This is a genomic window from Actinomyces sp. HMSC065F11 (genome assembly GCF_001813085.1).
Lineage (GTDB): Bacteria > Actinomycetota > Actinomycetes > Actinomycetales > Actinomycetaceae > Gleimia > Gleimia europaea.
The window spans coordinates 423,168-440,869 of sequence record NZ_KV811470.1; the positions used below are offsets into that span (position 1 = coordinate 423,168).

Annotated in this window: 15 protein-coding genes and 1 tRNA gene; 8 read left to right on the plus strand and 8 right to left on the minus strand. The window is 57.5% G+C overall.

Features of this window, described 5'->3' with window-relative positions; translation table 11 throughout:
- Both HMPREF2891_RS04405 and HMPREF2891_RS04410 read left to right on the plus strand, forming a co-directional pair.
- Positions 1-2,682, plus strand: a 2,682-nt coding sequence (locus HMPREF2891_RS04405) for a leucine--tRNA ligase (RefSeq protein ID WP_070664006.1), incomplete at its 5' end; no start/stop codon positions are given.
- A 67-nt stretch (positions 2,683-2,749) separates the two neighbouring features.
- The gene (locus HMPREF2891_RS04410) at positions 2,750-3,760 is read left to right on the plus strand and encodes an aldose 1-epimerase (RefSeq protein WP_070664007.1); all 1,011 of its coding nucleotides are present in this window, start codon (positions 2,750-2,752) and stop codon (positions 3,758-3,760) included.
- On the opposite strand, the gene HMPREF2891_RS04415 is transcribed toward HMPREF2891_RS04410, so the two are convergent.
- Positions 3,720-5,063 carry an alpha-amylase family glycosyl hydrolase gene (locus tag HMPREF2891_RS04415; protein WP_070664008.1) on the minus strand — a complete coding sequence of 448 codons (1,344 nt, stop codon included), beginning with the start codon at positions 5,061-5,063 and terminating at the stop codon, positions 3,720-3,722. The two genes, HMPREF2891_RS04410 and HMPREF2891_RS04415, sit on opposite strands and share 41 nt — an antisense overlap.
- 64 nt (positions 5,064-5,127) lie before the next feature.
- Between HMPREF2891_RS04415 and HMPREF2891_RS04420 the strand changes: the two genes are divergently transcribed.
- Complete coding sequence (locus HMPREF2891_RS04420) at positions 5,128-5,934, plus strand: Fpg/Nei family DNA glycosylase (RefSeq protein WP_070664009.1); 807 nt, start codon at positions 5,128-5,130, stop codon at positions 5,932-5,934.
- Between the two features lie 22 nt (positions 5,935-5,956).
- Here HMPREF2891_RS04420 and HMPREF2891_RS04425 read toward each other — a convergent pair whose 3' ends face one another.
- From HMPREF2891_RS04425 to HMPREF2891_RS04440, 4 genes are all read right to left on the minus strand, one after another.
- A complete protein-coding gene (locus HMPREF2891_RS04425) occupies positions 5,957-6,448 on the minus strand; it encodes a GNAT family N-acetyltransferase (protein WP_034508325.1) in 492 nt (163 codons plus the stop codon).
- Positions 6,449-6,564: 116 nt separating this feature from the next.
- A complete protein-coding gene (gene epsC, locus HMPREF2891_RS04430) occupies positions 6,565-7,146 on the minus strand; it encodes a serine O-acetyltransferase EpsC (RefSeq protein WP_034508322.1) in 582 nt (193 codons plus the stop codon).
- A gap of 5 nt (positions 7,147-7,151) precedes the next feature.
- Positions 7,152-8,084 (minus strand): cysteine synthase A, encoded by a 933-nt coding sequence (gene cysK / locus HMPREF2891_RS04435; RefSeq protein ID WP_070664010.1) that lies wholly within the window; start codon positions 8,082-8,084, stop codon positions 7,152-7,154.
- Between the two features lie 176 nt (positions 8,085-8,260).
- Positions 8,261-8,899, minus strand: coding sequence for a YigZ family protein (locus tag HMPREF2891_RS04440; protein WP_070664011.1), 639 nt, complete (start codon positions 8,897-8,899; stop codon positions 8,261-8,263).
- A gap of 250 nt (positions 8,900-9,149) precedes the next feature.
- On the opposite strand from HMPREF2891_RS04440, the gene rpmF reads away from it, so the two are divergent.
- The gene (gene rpmF, locus HMPREF2891_RS04445) at positions 9,150-9,320 is read left to right on the plus strand and encodes a 50S ribosomal protein L32 (RefSeq protein ID WP_016443825.1); all 171 of its coding nucleotides are present in this window, start codon (positions 9,150-9,152) and stop codon (positions 9,318-9,320) included.
- Positions 9,321-9,385: 65 nt separating this feature from the next.
- Here the strand turns inward: rpmF and HMPREF2891_RS04450 are convergent.
- Both HMPREF2891_RS04450 and ilvA read right to left on the minus strand, forming a co-directional pair.
- Positions 9,386-9,458: transfer RNA gene (locus tag HMPREF2891_RS04450), tRNA-Arg, on the minus strand.
- 65 nt (positions 9,459-9,523) lie between these two features.
- Positions 9,524-10,780, minus strand: a complete 1,257-nt coding sequence (gene ilvA, locus HMPREF2891_RS04455) for a threonine ammonia-lyase IlvA (RefSeq protein ID WP_070664012.1) — start codon at positions 10,778-10,780, stop codon at positions 9,524-9,526.
- Between the two features lie 136 nt (positions 10,781-10,916).
- On the opposite strand from ilvA, the gene orn reads away from it, so the two are divergent.
- From orn to ettA, 4 genes are all read left to right on the plus strand, one after another.
- Positions 10,917-11,543, plus strand: a complete 627-nt coding sequence (gene orn, locus HMPREF2891_RS04460) for an oligoribonuclease (RefSeq protein WP_083309459.1) — start codon at positions 10,917-10,919, stop codon at positions 11,541-11,543.
- Between the two features lie 153 nt (positions 11,544-11,696).
- Positions 11,697-12,794, plus strand: a complete 1,098-nt coding sequence (locus tag HMPREF2891_RS04465; RefSeq protein WP_070621123.1) for an LPXTG cell wall anchor domain-containing protein — start codon at positions 11,697-11,699, stop codon at positions 12,792-12,794.
- Positions 12,795-12,802: 8 nt separating this feature from the next.
- Complete coding sequence (locus HMPREF2891_RS04470) at positions 12,803-13,282, plus strand: single-stranded DNA-binding protein (protein ID WP_070621122.1); 480 nt, start codon at positions 12,803-12,805, stop codon at positions 13,280-13,282.
- Between the two features lie 90 nt (positions 13,283-13,372).
- A complete protein-coding gene (gene ettA, locus HMPREF2891_RS04475; protein ID WP_070664013.1) occupies positions 13,373-15,055 on the plus strand; it encodes an energy-dependent translational throttle protein EttA in 1,683 nt (560 codons plus the stop codon).
- A 111-nt stretch (positions 15,056-15,166) separates the two neighbouring features.
- On the opposite strand, the gene HMPREF2891_RS04480 is transcribed toward ettA, so the two are convergent.
- A complete protein-coding gene (locus HMPREF2891_RS04480; protein ID WP_070664014.1) occupies positions 15,167-17,641 on the minus strand; it encodes a bifunctional metallophosphatase/5'-nucleotidase in 2,475 nt (824 codons plus the stop codon).
- Positions 17,642-17,702 lie beyond the last annotated feature (61 nt).

Sequence of the window (17,702 nt, forward strand, 5' to 3'; positions counted from 1 at the left end):
CCCCTCGGCTACATCGCCACGGACACGGTTGCGCGCTACAAGCGCATGCAGGATAAGAACGTGTTGTACACGCTTGGCTTCGACTCGTTTGGTTTGCCAGCTGAGCAGTACGCCGTGCAGACGGGCCAGCATCCACGTATCACTACCGAGAACAATATTGCGAACATGCGCCGCCAGCTCGCCCGCATTGGCCTGTCGCATGATAAGCGTCGTTCGATTTCAACAACCGATGACGAGTTTGTGCGCTGGACGCAGTGGATCTTCTTGCAGATTTACAACTCGTGGTATGACCCGCAGGCTAAGCGTCGTGATGGCAAGGTAGGTTCGGCTCGCCCCATTAGCGAGCTCGTTGCAGAGTTCGAATCCGGCAAACGCGAAACGCCGCACAAGCCGTGGGCGCAGATGAGCGAGGGGGAGCGTAGCGACCTTCTGGACGAGTACCGCCTGGCATACGTGGCGTACTCCCCGGTTAACTGGTGCCCGGGCCTCGGAACTGTTTTGGCAGATGAAGAGGTAACTGCCGATGGCCGCTCCGAGCGCGGCAACTACCCGGTTTTCAAGTCGCGTCTGCGTCAGTGGATGATGCGTATCACCGCTTATGCTGATCGCTTGGCCGAGGATTTGGACACGGTTGATTGGCCCCACAAGGTGGTGGCGCAGCAGCGCAACTGGATTGGTCGCTCCACTGGCGCAACCGTGCATTTTGAGGTTGAGGAAGGCCAGGTCACTGAATCCACCCAGCTGACGGTGTTCACCACGCGCCCCGATACCTTGTTTGGCGCAACTTTCATGGTGGTTGCTCCCGAGCATGAGCTGGTGGGCGGCGAAGACGCGCCGGCACAAGAACTTACGGTTCCAAGCCAGTGGCCGGCAGGCACGCGCGAAGAGTGGACGGGCGGCTATGCCTCCCCGCGCGAGGCCGTGGCGGCGTATCGTTCGTGGGCGAAGTCCCGCACCGATGATGAGCGCCTCGCGGAAGGTACCGAAAAGACGGGTGTGTTCACCGGTATTTTTGGCACCAATCCGGTTAATGGAAATAAGATCCCGGTGTTCGTTGCGGACTACGTGCTGATGGGTTACGGCACGGGCGCGATTATGGCTGTGCCGGCCCACGATGATCGTGACTTTGCGTTCGCGCAGCGTTTCAACATTGACGTGGTGACCACTATCCAGCCGGATGAGGATTTTGACGGTGAGGGCGCTTGGACTGGCGACGGTCTGATTGTTAACTCGCAAAACGATGAAATCTCGCTCAACGGCCTGAACAAGGCTGACGCGATCGCTCGTATCACGAAATGGTTGGAAGAAAAGGGCGTTGGCCACTCGACGGTTACCTATCGCCTGCGTGACTGGTTGTTCTCTCGCCAGCGCTACTGGGGCGAACCCTTCCCGGTTGTGTATGACGAGGAGGGGCGCGTGCATGCTCTTCCAGAGTCGATGCTGCCGGTGCAGCTACCGGAGTTGGATAACTTCCAGCCCCGCACTTTCGATCCTAATGATGCGGATACCACGCCGGAGGCAGCGCTTTCGCGCGCAACGGATTGGATTGAGGTGGAGCTGGACCTTGGCGACGGTTTGAAGAAGTACCACCGTGATACGAACACGATGCCAAACTGGGCGGGTTCGTCTTGGTATGAGCTTCGCTATACGGATCCAAATAACACTGAGTATGCTTCGTCTGAGGCCAACGAGGCCTACTGGATGGGCCCGAAGGGCAAGGGCGAGTCGGGAGGCGCTGACCTCTACATCGGTGGCGTGGAGCACGCGGTGCTTCACTTGCTGTACGCGCGTTTTTGGCACAAGGTGCTGTTCGATCTAGGCCACGTGTCCTCCTCGGAACCGTTCCACAAGCTGTTTAACCAGGGTTACATCCAGGCTTACGCTTTCAAGGATGCCCGCGGTGAGTACGTGCCGGCCGATGAAGTCGAGGGCGATGAGGAAACCGGGTGGACCTATAAGGGGCGCGAGGTGTTCCGCGAGTACGGCAAGATGGGCAAGTCGCTTAAGAACATCGTGACGCCCGATGACATGTGTGAAGAGTACGGTGCGGACACGTTCCGCATGTACGAAATGTCTATGGGACCCCTCGAGGTGTCGCGCCCGTGGGATACGCGGGCGGTGGTGGGCTCCTACCGCTTCTTGCAGCGCCTGTGGCGCAACGTGGTTGATGAGGAAACCGGTGCGGTTACCGTGACGGATGATCCCGCTGACCTCGAAACGAAGAAGCTGGTTGCCCGCACCATTGCGGACGTTACCGAAGAGTACGAGAACATGCGGATGAACACCGCGGCTGCTCGCATGATCGTCCTCAATAATCACCTGACGGGTATTGACCGCGTGCCGCGCGAAGCCATTGAACCGCTGGTGCTGATGGTTGCGCCGCTCGCTCCGCACATCGCAGAGGAACTGTGGAACAAGCTGGGGCATGAGGGCACGCTTGCGCGCGAGCCGTTCCCGGTTGTAGAGGATGAGTCGCTACTTGAAGAAGAGAAGGTCACTTGCGTTGTCCAGATTGCCGGCAAGGTGAGGGCTCGTCTTGAGGTGGCGCCATCGATCAGTGCCGAAGATCTAGAGAAGTTGGCTTTGCAAACTGAAGCCGCGGTTAAAGCCCTGGATGGGCGCGATCCGCTGAAGGTGATTGTGCGGGCTCCGAAGCTCGTTAGTATCGTACTTCCGAAGTAAAGATCCGCGTCCCGGTGCCATGTTGCCCGGGGCGCGATATCTTATAAGAAACCAGTTAGGGGGAGCCGTGAGTAATATCGAGTTCGTTGAAATCCAAGCCGGGGAATCTACCGCAACATTTTGCACGCGCGGGGGGCTTATCACCTCGTGGGTGGTGCCCGCGGGTGAGCGGCGTTTCGATGTGATTGACGGCTATCAAAACGCCGAAGAGGTTGAGGAAAGAAACGGTGCTCGCTCGGCGCTGCTGGCCCCGTGGTCTAACCGTATTAGAGACGCGAAGTATTCCTGGCAGGGAGAAAGCTACGACCTCGGCCCCGATAAGGACGGGGTGCGTGAAGGCTTGCACGGGCTGTTCCTGGATCGCACTTTTGAGGTGACTGGCACGGGCCCGGGCTGGCTCACAATGTCAGCCGAAGTCCGGCAGGACGAGCTTGCAAAATCGTTTGAAGATGGTGTGGCCTATCCTTGTCCGGTGAGCCTGCAGGTGCGCTACGAGATCGCGCAAACGCCCTCTGGTTGGCAGCTGAATATGCGTCTTGCGGCAACTAACCGTGGAACCACTCCCGCTCCGATTGGACTCGGCTGGCACCCGTACGTGCGCTACGACGGTGGGCGCGAGGGCGCTTACCTCACTATGCAGGCGCGCACGGAGATCATGACCAATGATGCTCTGATTCCGTTCGAGGGAGACGAGGCATTCGCTCCGGCGCCAACATTCGACCCGAACAAGGGAGTGTTGGTGCTTGATGATCTGAGCGGTATGGACAAGGCGTTTACTGACCTGACCGTTAGCACGGGTGGTGAAGCTACATCGGTGGCCACCTTGCATCACCCCAGCGGCGCAACTACGCAACTGAAAGCGGCGGTTTCAGGATCAGGTGCGCGCGGTTTTGGTATCTTCCATCTGTTCACTGGCGAGGCGCTAAAGCACCGTCAGTGTGAGGCTCTTGCCTTGGAGTACTGCCAGTTCATGACCAACGCTTACAACCGGCCCGAGTTTGCTAAAGAGCTACTTGTCGAGCCGAACAAGTCCGCGGTCATGAATGTAAGTCTGATCCACACGCCCCATCAAAAATAACGTAGGCGTTTGGGCGTAGCGCGTTGTTGTCAAACTGGCCGGCAATGGGCGCGCCGCACCCCTGTAACACTTCACTGCCGCGAGGCAGCGGCGCGTCAGAAATGTTCAGCACAACCGTGATCGCCTGGTCGCCGTTGTAGCTGACAAAACGCATCACCTCGTTCTCGAGGTGAACTACCTTGGTTTTCGCGTGCCACAGCCAGGGGCGTTGGCGCCGCATCGCACAAAGTGAGGCGTACCAGTGGAAGAAGCGTTGCGCTCGCGGGGCTTGCATGGCCTGCTCGGGGGAGGCGGGCAGTGGCTGACGGATCGCATCATCGCCGCCCAGGCGTTCCTCTTTAAGGCCGGTAAAGCCCATTTCGTCCCCGTAGTAGATGGAAGGCACCCCGCCCACACTGAACAAGATGGCAGCTGCCACGCCAACCTGCTCCTCGTTTTCAAGTTGGGTAGCAATGCGTGTGACGTCGTGGTTTCCAATGAAGGTTTGGGGAACGAACGTGTCCAGCAGTTCATTGTGACGTCCCAGAGTCCAGTCAAGTTCGTAGAAGTTCGCGTCGTTTAACGCGGACCAGGTGGCTTTCCATAGCTCGTATTCAGTGAGGCAATCCCATCCTGATTCGCTGACCATGTCCGCGTATTCGCCGTGGATGACTTCGGCCACGATCCACGCGTCTGCATGGCGGCTTCGCACTTTTGGCAAAATGTCGGTCCAAACACTCGGAGCCATGGCGTACGCGGCGTCCAGCCGCCAGCCGTCAGCGCCCAGGTCTAGCCAGTGGTTCATCACGTTTGTAATGGCTTCGCGCACCCTCGGATTGGCGTGATTCAGTGTGGCGAGGCCGGTGTGGCCCTCAAAACAGTGGTAGGAGGGCAATTCTCCCTCAGCCCACCCATCCCAGTTGGGCAGAAGCATTTGCGCGTCCTCAGATGGGCCATTGCGCAGTCCCTCCACCAGAGGGTGGCGCGAGCCAACGTGGTTGAATACCCCGTCCAGCACGATTTTCACCCCGCGCGCATGAGCGGCCTCGACGAGTGATTTGAAGTCTGCAAGCGTGCCTAGGCGCGGGTCAATGCGGTAGTAGTCAATCGTGTCGTATCCGTGCGAGTAAGAGTGGAAGATGGGCCCCAAAGACAGCACATTCGCGCCGATTCTAACCGCGTGATCCAGCCAGGGCTCAAGGTCGCGTAGTGTGCGCGGCGGCTGGTAATCCCGCCCCTCAACTTCCGGATTTGCTGCCGGTGCGCCAAGAGCGCCGAGGGGAAATACCTGCCACAAAATTGCGCTACCACTAAAACTACTCATGTTTTAATCATCTCATTTTGTGCTCCCGTTTGAGCCGGACTGATCCCCTTGATATCAATGTGTCATGCCTGAAGGACACGTTTTGCATCGTCTTGCCCGCCGCTTTTCCCACGATTTTGCGGGCCAAAGCTTGGTGGTGGAGTCTCCGCAGGGGCGTTTCGAGGCCGGTGCAAACCTGGTGAATGGGAGCGAACTGGTTGGTGCGCGCGCACATGGCAAGCACCTGTTCTTAGAGTTCGAGGGGGAGCGCTTTGTCCATATCCACTTGGGGCTTTACGGCAAGTGGCGTTTTCGCGAGGTACATGGGAATCTGCCTGCGCCTATTGGCCAGGTGCGGTTGCGCATTGCGTCTGCCGGTGAGGTTGCGGATCTGGCCGGACCTAACCGTTGCGCACTTGTATCAGCGGGCGAGGTGGAGGACGTGATTGCCCGCCTGGGGCCAGACCCGCTCGATCCCACGCCAAATGCGCGTAGCCAGTTCATCGCTAACGTGCGCGGGCGCAAGCGAGACATAGGGGAGCTGGTGATGGACCAGTCGGTAATCGCCGGGCCAGGCAATATTTATCGCGCCGAGTCGCTGTTTCGCGTGGGCATATCCCCGTTTCGCAAGGGCGTAAATACCTCGGTAAAACGAATCGGTCAGCTGTGGGACGACCTTGTTATCCTCATGGAAGATGGGGTGCAAACGGGCATTATCACCACGGTCGATCCCAGCGATGCGCCAAATCCGCCCTTGGAAGCGGATCCAGAGGCCTCGCGCTTCTACGTTTATCACCGCACGGGCAGGCCTTGCTTACACTGCGGGGCGCCCGTGCAAGAAAAGCGCGTTGCCACCAGGCGCCTGTTCTGGTGCCCCTCCTGCCAGCGGTAGGAGCGTGAGTCACGCCCAGCGTTTAGGCCTCTTGGAACCCCAAGTAGTCGTAGAGCCGGGCAGCGCTCGCGGCCTCGCGCATGTCTAGTTGCAGGCACATGTCTTCATATCCGGCAGCGGCCACGCGTCCGGCGGCCTCGCCGATAAGGGCGGTTGCGATGCCTCGTCCGCGATAGTCGGGGTGGACCATCAGGTCAAGGATGTATGGACTCTTATCGGCATCGTCCCAAGGCGTCCCGATTGTCACGAAGATCGCGCCAATGAGATCACCATCGGCCCAAGCGCCGATGAATGAATTGTCGAGGGGAGTGCCGAACTCTCCGCCAAAGCACATGCGCATCTGGTCGATTGACTCGTACAGGCTTTCCGCGGTCTCCGGCAGGTCATATGCAACCACGTTGAGGGCTGCGAGGGCCGGAATGTCATAGCGGGTGATGGTCGCTAGCTCAATTCCGGCCGGGCGTGCAAAGTCGGTTAGCGACTTCAGTCTGGCATTAAGTGTGAGCTGTGACATATCTATACTTTAGTTCCGTTCGCGCGATTTGTGGGTTAAAACCACCCGGGCAACACAAACGCGCACCCAAAAAGTATTGGATGCGCGTTTGATCAGCGGCGTAAAAGCTTAGCCGCTCAGATGTATAGTGTGGGATCCACAATCAGGTCAGCTTCGCGCGATTGGTCGCAAAGCGGCTGGTTATGAGCCGGGATGCCAACCGCTACGTGTTCGGTTGGAACCTCGCGCACCACTACCGCATTTGCGCCGATCTTGCTGTGATCACCAATCTTGATGGGGCCAAGCACTTTTGCGCCCGCGCCAATCATCACGTTCGACCCCACGGTTGGGTGTCGCTTGCCCTTCACCATGGCGACGCCACCCAGGGTGACGCCGTGGAAGATGACCACGTTCTCACCAACACTCGTGGTCTCGCCAATCACTACGCCTGTGCCGTGGTCAATGAATACGCGGCGGCCAATACGTGCACCGGGGTGAATGTCGATGCCGGTGAAGGACCTTGTGATCGATGAGAGTACGCGAGCAGGAAGGCGCGCTCCCGACCTCCACATCTTGTGCGCTACTCGGTGTGACCACATGGCGTGGACACCGGGGTAGGCCAGCGCAACCTCAAGGTTGGACCTCGCGGCCGGATCGCGCTGGCGCGCCGTTTCGAGGTCCTCGCGCAAGAGGGAGGGCAGGGACGCTTTCTTAGACATGGCTCCTACTTCTTAATGTCCGCCCACAGGGGAGTGGAGAGGTAGCGCTCGCCCGTGTCAGGTAGAACCGTGACAATAGTTTTGCCTGCAAACTCGGGGCGCTTTGCAACCTCGAGGGCCGCCCAAAGGGCAGCGCCAGCGGAGATTCCTACAAATAGGCCTTCCTCGCTGGCTGCGCGGCGGGCGGTCTTCAGGGCGTCCTCGGTTTTCACCGTTACGACCTCGTCAACCACGCTGCGGTCAAGGTTGTCCGGTACGAAGTTCGCACCGATGCCCTGAATGCCGTGCGGTCCAGCAGTGCCCTCGGTAAGTAGGGGAGACTCAGCCGGCTCAACCGCAATGGCCTTGAGGTTCGGGTTCTTCTTCTTGAGGGCGCGCGTAACTCCAGAGATCGTGCCGCCCGTTCCCACGCCGGCTACAACCACGTCAACGTTTCCGTCGGTGTCTGCCCAAATCTCGGGCCCGGTGGTCTCTTCGTGCATCTGCACGTTAGCCGGGTTGGAGAACTGGGAGGCTAGGATCGAGCCGGGGCGCTCCGCAACGATCTTCTTCGCAGCCTCTACCGCGCCTGCCATGCCGGCCTTCGGGTCAGTGAGTACGAGCTCAGCGCCAAATGCGCGCATCAGCTTCTTGCGCTCGTCGCTCATTGAGGAGGGCATTGCGATGACTACCTTGTAGCCGCGCGCCGCGCCAACCATGGCAAGTGCGATACCAGTGTTTCCCGAGGTTGCTTCAACGATTGTGCCGCAGGGGGTAAGCTCTCCCGACTTCTCGGCAGCATCTACGATTGCTACGCCGATGCGGTCTTTGACTGACGATCCCGGGTTGAAGTATTCCAGTTTTGCGAGAACTGTTGCGCCTTCCTCGGCCATACGGTTAATGCGAACGAGGGGAGTGCGTCCTACGGTTTCAGTGACATTGTTGGCAATGTTAGCCATGTGAAATCTCCTGTGTGTCTATCTTCAAAAGTTTCAAATTCGTGAACTCAAGCTGGGTGCCGGCGCCGTCGATTTCCGGGCAAGCGGGCACCCTAAAGACACTGCGTGCACACAAAGGTGCTAGAAAGTCGCGTAAAAACAATTTTCATAATGGTCACGTGACCATAATAGTGGTGCTATCGCGACGCGTCGACTTCAACGGTTGTTGACTCGATCGCACGCGGGGTTATTTCTCCACCCGAAAGCTCGGCAACCAGGCTCGCAAACTCACCTGCCCGCGCGGGTTCTAGGGCGGCGGTGATCGTCGCGAACTGTCCGTATGCCACATCTGTGATGTTGAACCCGCGGGCGCGAAGGTCCGCTTCGATTCGCCCAGCGTAGGCGTGCGGAGCGTCCAGTTCAAAGCGGAGTACGTCCTTAAACTCAACAATTTGGGCAAGTTTTAACGCTTCGGAGACGGAGGATGAGTACGCCCGAATCAAGCCGCCCGCGCCCAGTAGTACGCCGCCAAAGTAGCGGGTTACAACCGCGGTTACGCCCACCAGGTTTTCGCGCAGGAATACCTCGAGCATGGGAGCGCCAGCCGTTCCAGAGGGTTCGCCGTCGTCATTCGAGTGCCCGATTTCGTTTGAGCCTTCAGGCTTAACTACAAAAGCAGAGCAGTTGTGCGTAGCGTCAGGGAACTCCTCGCGGATGCTGGCAATGAAAGCGCGTGCATCTTCTTCGGTAGCTGTCTGTGCCAAAGTAGTGATGAACTCAGACCGCTGGATTTCTAACCGGTTGCGAACCCAGGTTCCCGTCTTAACGCCGCGCATGTGCCCTCCTTACCTCCTATTGTATGCAGGGCGTTGCAGATATCTGGCACAGCGGCGGTGCCCAACTCAAGATGCGCGAGATTGCGCACGTTCTTTGGTGGCTGGGGGCGAATTTGCTAAGCTAGAACAGTTGCCCACGCGCCTATCACGCGAATCACACTGTTTACAGTGGTGTTTTAGGCGCGATTCGTGGCAAAGTGTACCTTGGTAATTGATCGATTCTTTTTGATTGTGAAGGAGCGGGCGGGCTATGGCAGTACCTAAGCGCAAGATGTCCCGGTCGAACACTCGCACTCGCCGGTCGTCGTGGAAGGCTAAGCTCCCTGAGCTTCAGACTATCCGTGTGCAGGGCCGCGAAGTCCGAGTGCCTCGTCACCTTGTAAAGGCTTACAAGGCTGGTGCTATCGAGATCGAGGACTAGTCTTAGATAGTTAAAGAACGAGCCTGGGTTTTCCCAGGCTCGTTTTGTTTTCCCATTTTGCTGTGCACCCCCGACAGGATTCGAACCTGCGACCAATTGCTTAGAAGGCAACTGCTCTATCCACTGAGCTACGGAGGCTCTTGGCGCTTTCGCGCCTGTTTGCACGCCCATTCTAGGTGGTTCACCGAAGTGAACCAAATGCGTTAAATGAGCAGGCGGAAAATTTCTGAGTCGAGAGGTACCGGCTCAACGTGCAGGGGCGAGGACGCCATCCTGCGTCGCAGTTGATGAATGTCTGCGGCGCGACCAAGGTCAATGCCTACGAGTGCTGGACCCGTGTCACGGTTGTTTTTCTTGGTGTACTCAAAGTGGATGATGTCTTGATCTTCAGCGAGTACATCGCGAACGAATCCGAGTAGGGCACCCGGCTCTTGGGGAAAGGTCACCAGGAAGTAGTGACGCAGCCCCTCGTGACGCAACGAGCGCTCCTGCACTTCGGCGTAGCGAGACAGGTCATTGTTGCCGCCGGAAACCATGGCTACAACAGGTCCGTTGGGAATGTGGGGGAGGTATCGGCGTGCAGCGGCGGAGGCGAGAGCCCCGGCCGGCTCGGCGATAATGCCTTCGGAATGGTACAGGTCAAGCATTTCAGAGCACACTGCGCCCTCGGGAATGACGATTACGTCGTCAAGGCAATCGCGCAGGATCGGGAATGTAACGTCACCAACGCGTCCCACGGCTGTGCCATCTACGAAGTTATCAACCTGGTCTAGTGATACGGGTTTGCCCGCGCGTAGTGCTGCTTTGATGGAGGCAGCCCCTTCGGGCTCTACGCCAATCACTTTGATGGAGGGGCGCATAGTTTTAAGCCACAGCGCGATTCCGGCAGCGAGGCCGCCACCACCCATTGGAAGCAGAACACAGTCAGTATCTGCCGGAATCTGCTCTGCTAGCTCCACGGCGATGGTGCCCTGGCCAGCTATAACCATCGGGTCATCGTATGCGGGAACATACACCAGATTTTCTCGCTTGGACACTTCCATAGCCTGTGCGTTTGCCGCGTCAAATGTGCCGTCAACTATGATCTGCTCGACCCATCCGTCACCGATGGTGGCAATGCGATCGCGCTTTTGCCTAGGAGTGTTGGAAGGCAGGAAGATTTTGCCGCGGATTTTCAACGTCGCACACGCATAAGCCACGCCTTGCGCGTGGTTTCCTGCGGATGCGGCCGCAACACCTCGTGCCGTCTCGCTATTGCTGAGGGACGCAATCTTGTTGTATGCCCCGCGAACCTTGAACGAGCGGCACAGCTGAATGTCTTCGCGCTTCAAATAAACGGGTACGCCCACTTCCTCACTGAGCCTAGGGGAGTATTCCAAAGGTGTTTTCTTTGCCACTTTGGCCAGGCGCTGCGCAGCCTCGTCAATATCTTTTGCACTGAGTTGAAAATCGGATTCCATGGCCCACATCTTATGGAAATATACGAATACGTAGTCTTGCCGTCCCACATGTGAACGCCGGCAATAACCAGGCGCGTATCTCCCACGGTAGTAACGACGGTAAAAAGTTTGCCTAAAAATCACTAGAGTAGAAGGCATGAGTAAAAAACCACGCCGTCCGCTCGTGTGGATTGACTGCGAAATGACCGGCCTTGATCTTGACAAAGATGGGCTTGTTGAAGTAGCTGTCGTGATCACTGACGAGCAGCTAAACGTTGTAGACCCCGGAATAGACATTGTCATTAGGCCTTCGCAAGAAGCGCTGGACAACATGGGGGATTTTGTACGCAACATGCACACCGAATCCGGCCTGATCGACGAGTTTGAAACCGGTGTTTCACTTGAGGAAGCCCAGCGCGAGGTTTTGGACTACGTAAAGAAATTTGTACCGCAGCCACGCCAGGCGCTCCTTGCCGGTAACTCGATTGGGACCGACAAGGCGTTCTTAGAGCGCGACATGCCCGAGCTCATCGACTACTTGCACTATCGGGTAGTCGACGTGTCTTCCATCAAAGAGCTCGCCAAACGCTGGTATCACCGCACGTTTGAGGAAGCCCCGGCTAAGCACGGTGGCCATCGCGCTCTTGCGGACATCCTCGAATCCATCCAAGAACTCGTCTACTATCGTCGCGTTCTCTTCCCGCAGGGGGAGGGGCCCAGCAGACAAGAGGCCAGGCAGGTTGCCGCCGAGGTTATAGCCCTTGGCATTCCAAACATCGAGTAGGGCAACCTCGAGACGTAGCTCTTAACGCCTACTTTGCGCGGTTTCCACAAGGAGGCCGCGCAAAGCTGTATCCACAGCCAAAACCTCGCGGTGTTTCCAGCGTGGTTTGCGCTTCGCATCATGAAGTCACCCACCTAGTTGAGAGGACTTCATATGAAAACTGGAACGCGCCGAATCCTAGCGGCCTCAACGGCTCTGTTTGCGACACTAACCCTAAGTGCGCCGGCGGCGCTCGCGGCGGAAGAACCGTGGCAGCTATTTGGACAGGGCCAGCTATTCGTTGCTAAATCAGGAGATTATTACGGGGTGTGCGCCGGTGATGATCAGCTTCGTAAAGGCGCTCCGGTAGCGCCAAAAGACGCTGCGTTCAAGACCTATCAGGTTGGTCAAGCAACCCCGCGAAATACCGCAACATCCATTGGCAATACCGATATTAAGACGGTGATGAGCGCGGATAAGACTTGGGTAGTTGCCGCGCTCTACCACCTTTATGCAAAGGACGTTACCAAGAGCGGGCATCACGCGAAGTCGTTTAGCTTTGCGGTGCAGAGCCAGCTTTCAACCTATGGCAGGTTTCCCGTGGAGAACCTTGACGACGGTGGCGCGCTTGCTCGACAGATGGTTGCCGAAGCCGAGAAGATTGCTGGCCCATACACGCTAAAACCGTGGGTTTCATACAAGGACGGCGTGGTTACTATCGAAAACCTAGGGGTCAAGGGCAAAGCTGGGTGGATCAAGGGACTACCCATGGAAGTAACTTTCACACACGCAAGTGCCGGCGAGGTGAAGAATACCCTTACAAGCGCCGCAGAGCCTATCAGTGCCCAGGCAGAATATTCGGATCCTGGCGAGGTGTCGGTTCGCGTTAAGGTCAGTGGCTTGCCCGCGGACAAAATCAACATTTGGGAACACCCTGAACACCAGGATCTGGTGGTAGTGCCGTGGGGTAAAAGCTCACTTGAGGCGAGCGGAACCGTGAGCGTTCCGCCTCCTCCCACGCAGCCAACCACGCAGCCAACAGAGCCGGAAACCGAGCCCACAACTCAGCCGACTACCGAACCGTCACAGCCGGAAACTGAGCCCACTACTCAGCCCGAAACTGAGCCAACTACCACGCCAACTACAGCCACTGTCGACCAGCCGCCAACACTTGCAAAAACCGGAGCTACCAGCCTGTTCTTGCCCGCGTTTGGCCTTGCATCCCTAGGCAGCGGATTCCTGCTGTTTAGGCGCAGCGGTGGCGAAGCATAGGAGAGATCATGGAAGAAACTTGGAACACCGATACCGTGGTTGCAGATAGCAACACCACAACTGCAACTGTTGCAGTGCCAACCTCGTCGAGGTTGAAGACGTTCTCAGCAGACGCAGTGACCATTACCGTTCGTGGCCGCCTCGGGTCGCACATTGATCTGAAAACCCTGCCGTCAGGATCAAAGCTGGCGAGGGCGCGTATGGCCGTAACCAGACGCGGGCGTGATGATGCCGGGAACTGGCATGATGCGTCTACGGCCTGGTACACGGTCAAAATGTGGGGTCAGCTAGCCGAGAACGCGGCCCAGTCTTTACAAAAGGGACAGCCGGTGATTGTAACTGGTCGGCTCGAAGTCAACGAGTGGTCCAACCCGCAGAGTGGAAGCAGAGGGACAGAGCTGGTCATAACCGCTACGACCATCGGACACGACCTCGGGTATGGCACGGCCGCATACAGCCGTCCCGTGAAGGAACTAGCTACCCGCTAAACCGTGAAAATCCGCCGGCCCGCGTTGGATCGGGCCGGCGGTTCACGTACACTAGGCTCGACTAAGCCTAGTTAAACGTGAAGGTATGGCATGGCTGAATACATCTACCAAATGATTCGTGCGCGCAAGACGCACGGAGACAAAGTAATTCTTGATGACGTGACGATGGCGTTCTTCCCGGGCGCTAAGATCGGCATGGTTGGCCCCAACGGTGCCGGCAAATCCTCGATTTTGAAAATCATGGCCGGCCTGGACGAGCCGTCAAACGGTGAAGCTCGTCTGTCACCCGGATACACGGTTGGTATCTTGCAGCAGGAGCCCCCGCTGGATGAGGACAAAACTGTTCTTGAAAACGTGGAGCTTGGTGTTGGTGATACGGTAGCGAAACTGAAGCGCTACAACGAGGTTTCGGAAGAGATGGCTAATCCGGATGCGGATTTTGATGCCCTCATGGAAGAGATGGGCAAGCTACAAACCGAGATCGACGCGGTGAATGGTTGGGATCTTGAGTCGCAGCTCAACCAGGCAATGGATGCGCTCCGTTGCCCGCCGCCAGACACGCCCGTGAATGTGCTGTCCGGTGGTGAGCGTCGCCGCGTGGCGCTGTGCCGTCTACTTCTCGAGGCCCCGGACCTGCTCCTGCTGGACGAGCCTACTAACCACCTTGACGCTGAGTCCGTACTGTGGTTGGAACAGCACCTGGCGTCCTATCAGGGTGCGGTTATTGCAGTAACTCACGACCGCTACTTCCTAGATCATGTGGCCCAGTGGATTGCTGAGGTTGACCGTGGGCGTTTGTACCCGTACGAGGGTAACTACACCACCTACCTCGAAACTAAGAAGGAACGTCTTCAGATTCAGGGCAAGAAGGACGCCAAGCTCGCGAAGCGTTTGAAGGACGAGCTCGAGTGGGTTCGCACTTCTGCAAAGGGTAGGCAGGCTAAGCAAAAGGCCCGTCTGGCTCGCTATGAAGAGATGGCTGAAGAGGCCGAGCGCACCCGCAAACTGGACTTTGAAGAGATCCAGATTCCGCCGGGCCCGCGCCTCGGTAACGTCGTTATCGACGCTTCGAACCTGCAAAAGGGCTTCGGGGATCGCAAGCTCATTGACGGCCTGTCATTCTCGCTACCGCGTAATGGCATCGTTGGTGTGATTGGCCCCAACGGTGTTGGTAAGACCACGCTGTTCAAGACGATCGTTGGTCTTGAACCACTCGATGGTGGCGATCTGAAGATCGGCGAGACGGTCAAGATTTCTTACGTGGATCAAACCCGTGCAGGCATTGACCCGAACAAGACGCTGTGGGAAGTGGTGTCTGATGGCCTCGACTACTTGGAGGTTGGCAACGTTGAGGTTCCCTCACGCGCATACGTGTCTGCGTTCGGATTCAAGGGTGCAGACCAGCAAAAGCCCGCGGGCGTGCTTTCCGGTGGTGAGCGCAACCGTCTGAACCTGGCGCTAACGCTCAAACAGGGCGGCAACTTGCTTCTATTGGACGAGCCAACCAACGACCTCGACGTTGAAACCTTGGCGTCCCTAGAAAACGCTCTCCTGGAGTTCCCCGGCTGTGCTGTTGTGGTCACTCACGACCGTTGGTTCCTTGACCGCGTAGCCAGCCACATTCTTGCCTGGGAAGGCGCCGAAGAGAACCCCGCAAACTGGTACTGGTTTGAAGGTAACTTCGAAGCTTACGAGAAGAACAAGATTGAGCGCCTCGGCCCAGAAGCCGCGCGCCCACACCGCGTAACGCACCGTCGCCTAACCCGCGACTAAACGGTTTCGCCCCGCGCGGCGCTAACCTACTTCAAATAGATAAGGTTTTGGCCCGGATGTTTCAAACATCCGGGCCAAAACCTTATCTGTAGCTAGTTCAGCTAGATGAGCCTACGCCTGCTTGCGGCGAAGCGCTAGCATCGTGCCACCTGCGAACAGAAGGGCAAGTGCGCCAGCAGCCGTGCCAAGCACGGAGACACCGGTCTTAGCCAGTGGTTTGCTTACACCCGTGTTGCACTTGTCGTTCATCATTGCGGTCCAAGACCATTCGGTCTTAGCGTTTGGTGCGAACGTGAATCCGTCTACCGGCTCGGCCTTGACGATGATCGTCTTGCCGTAGGGGGAGACGAACTTGCCCTCGGCGTTAGCCTTGAGTTCCTTGCCGTCCACGGTGACCGTGTACTTCACGCCCTCCATGTCCTTAACCGTTGCGTACGGCTTTACCGTGCACGAGGCCGGATCAGAGGCAGACGGATTGATGAACTCCGGCGCAGCCGGCGTCACAACCATGCCCTCACCGGGCTCTTCAGCAGCCGGACCACAGTCCACCGTGAGGGTCAGGCCAGAGGCTTCCGAGATGAGCTCTGGAGTATCAGCGCTCTGCTCATCGGCGGTGCCGGCCTTAACTGTTAGCGGCAGGTTCACGGTTCCCGAACGGTCCTCGCAAACCCCCGTGACGCTGAACTCAATCGGAGCGTCCGTGTAGCCAACGCCGTCAGCAGTTACGATTGCGTTTGCGTTCGCTGCATTTGCGTCTTCCAGCGTGTTGTTGACCGCGCCGGTTGCCACGTTCTTGCCATCAACATAAAGCGTGACGTTCTTCGGCGCTGCTTCGCCCGGTCCGGAGAACGAGAGACCGCGTAGTGCCAGCGTGCCGGAGACAACCGGCTTGCCGTCTACACTCTCTTCACTCTGAGTTAGCGTGGCGCCAACGGAGGAAACTGCTGCGCGAGGAGCAACCTTCGGGTTATCTTCTAGGTACTTTTGGATCCACTCGCGGTCCAAACCATCCGGGATGGTCGTAAGCGTGGCCTTGATCGAGTCTTCTTTAAGGACGTCAAATGAGTCGCCACCAGCAAGGAGGAAGGTTACCGAACCTACCGAGTAGGTAGCCTGCGGATCAATCGGCTGGCCATCGAGCAGGATCGAAGTAATACGATCGCCCATCGGGCGAGCTGGATCGTACGTGTACTTCACGTTCTCAGACAGGCCGAGCTTCAGCATGGGACGCGTGGAGTTTTCGCCAATTTCCTTCCACTGCTGTTCAAGCAGCGTCTTGAACTGTGCTCCGGTCATCTCAACGTAGCCAACTTCGTTGGAGAACGGCGCTACCGCAAAAACGTCGCCAACGGTGAGCTTGCCGTCCTTTGGAACGAGGTCTGCGCGCAGGCCACCAGCGTTGATGATGCCAATGTCGATCGGCTTGCCATCAAGCTTGGTGAAGGAACCCTTCATCGCGTCAGCAACAAGGCTACCCAGGGTGGATTCGGTACCACGGTTTTCACCGGATGCCTGCTTGCCGCGGTAGAAAGCGCTGTCGGTTTCTAAAACGACCTTCTCCTTGGCTTCTTTAGCCTTGGTTACGGCCTCGTCTACAACGCCCTTCACGTCGGCGTCTTCGCCACAAGCTACAACGTCGGCTGCGGGGATCTGGACAGCCTTGGCTTCTACGATCTTCTTCTCGACCTTGTTGTACTTCACCTCAACGTTTGCGAGGTTGTCCGTGAAGCTACCCGACGCAGTGGTAGCAACGATCGGCTTACCGTCCTTGTTCGTAAGAGCGTTATCGCCAGAGAAGTAGTACGGCTTGTGCGTATCGCCACCCATGAGGATGTCAACATCACTGGAGAGGCGCGGGGCGGAGATCAGAACGTCGTTGTCGTACAGTGCAACGACGATGTCGGCCTCACCGTTCCCCTCTTGACCGTCCTTGAGGATTGCGGCGTACTTGTTTACTGTCTCAGCTGCCGGCAGGAAGTTAACTTCGTCAAAAGTGCCGGGTGCTACCTTAGTGGGCGCATCCTCTTCAATGGCGGCGATGAAGCCTACCTTCACACCAGAGGGAGACTCCCAGATCTTGAACGGATCAAACAGGGTTTCACCGGTGGCCTTGGAAACAATGTTGGCGGCCAGGTAGGGGAACCCGATCTTGATGTATCCGCCTTCACCGTTCACGCGCTTCATGAGCACGTCGAGGCCCTTATCGAACTCGTGGTTACCAATCGCTGAAGCGAAAACGGCCGAATGGTTCAGTGCTGCAATGGTTGGGTTGTCGTCTTGCGAGCCCGAAGTGAACGGGGAAGCACCGATGTTGTCGCCAAGAAGGGTGAACACAGAGTTCTCGTTCTTGGCTTTCTCGTTCTTCACGTAGCAGGCGGTGGAAGCCAGACCGGCCTCGGTCACCTTGCGCTTGTATTCCGACTTTTCAATGTGACCGTGGATGTCGGTCATATTGAAAAGGTTCATTGTGACAACGTCACCTTCCGCGCCACTTCCGGATTCGCTGACGGGATCCTCAGCAAATGCGGCGAGTGGAGAGACAACTAGTGCGGCGGTTGCGATTGCGCCTGCGACTAGGGTCTTCACAGATCTCCTCATTAAAACTTCTCCTTTTGGGATGAAACGCAAAATCGTTGCACTTCATTTT

Excerpts from the sequence above, each read along its gene's own strand:
- HMPREF2891_RS04415 (WP_070664008.1), bottom strand. The coding sequence starts at position 5,063 with ATGAGTAGTTTTAGTGGTAGCGCAATTTTGTGGCAGGTATTTCCCCTC.
- HMPREF2891_RS04420 (WP_070664009.1), top strand. The coding sequence starts at position 5,128 with ATGCCTGAAGGACACGTTTTGCATCGTCTTGCCCGCCGCTTTTCCCAC.
- HMPREF2891_RS04425 (WP_034508325.1), bottom strand. The coding sequence starts at position 6,448 with ATGTCACAGCTCACACTTAATGCCAGACTGAAGTCGCTAACCGACTTT.
- epsC (WP_034508322.1), bottom strand. The coding sequence starts at position 7,146 with ATGTCTAAGAAAGCGTCCCTGCCCTCCCTCTTGCGCGAGGACCTCGAA.
- cysK (WP_070664010.1), bottom strand. The coding sequence starts at position 8,084 with ATGGCTAACATTGCCAACAATGTCACTGAAACCGTAGGACGCACTCCC.
- HMPREF2891_RS04440 (WP_070664011.1), bottom strand. The coding sequence starts at position 8,899 with ATGCGCGGCGTTAAGACGGGAACCTGGGTTCGCAACCGGTTAGAAATC.
- rpmF (WP_016443825.1), top strand. The coding sequence starts at position 9,150 with ATGGCAGTACCTAAGCGCAAGATGTCCCGGTCGAACACTCGCACTCGC.
- ilvA (WP_070664012.1), bottom strand. The coding sequence starts at position 10,780 with ATGGAATCCGATTTTCAACTCAGTGCAAAAGATATTGACGAGGCTGCG.
- orn (WP_083309459.1), top strand. The coding sequence starts at position 10,917 with ATGAGTAAAAAACCACGCCGTCCGCTCGTGTGGATTGACTGCGAAATG.
- HMPREF2891_RS04465 (WP_070621123.1), top strand. The coding sequence starts at position 11,697 with ATGAAAACTGGAACGCGCCGAATCCTAGCGGCCTCAACGGCTCTGTTT.
- HMPREF2891_RS04470 (WP_070621122.1), top strand. The coding sequence starts at position 12,803 with ATGGAAGAAACTTGGAACACCGATACCGTGGTTGCAGATAGCAACACC.
- ettA (WP_070664013.1), top strand. The coding sequence starts at position 13,373 with ATGGCTGAATACATCTACCAAATGATTCGTGCGCGCAAGACGCACGGA.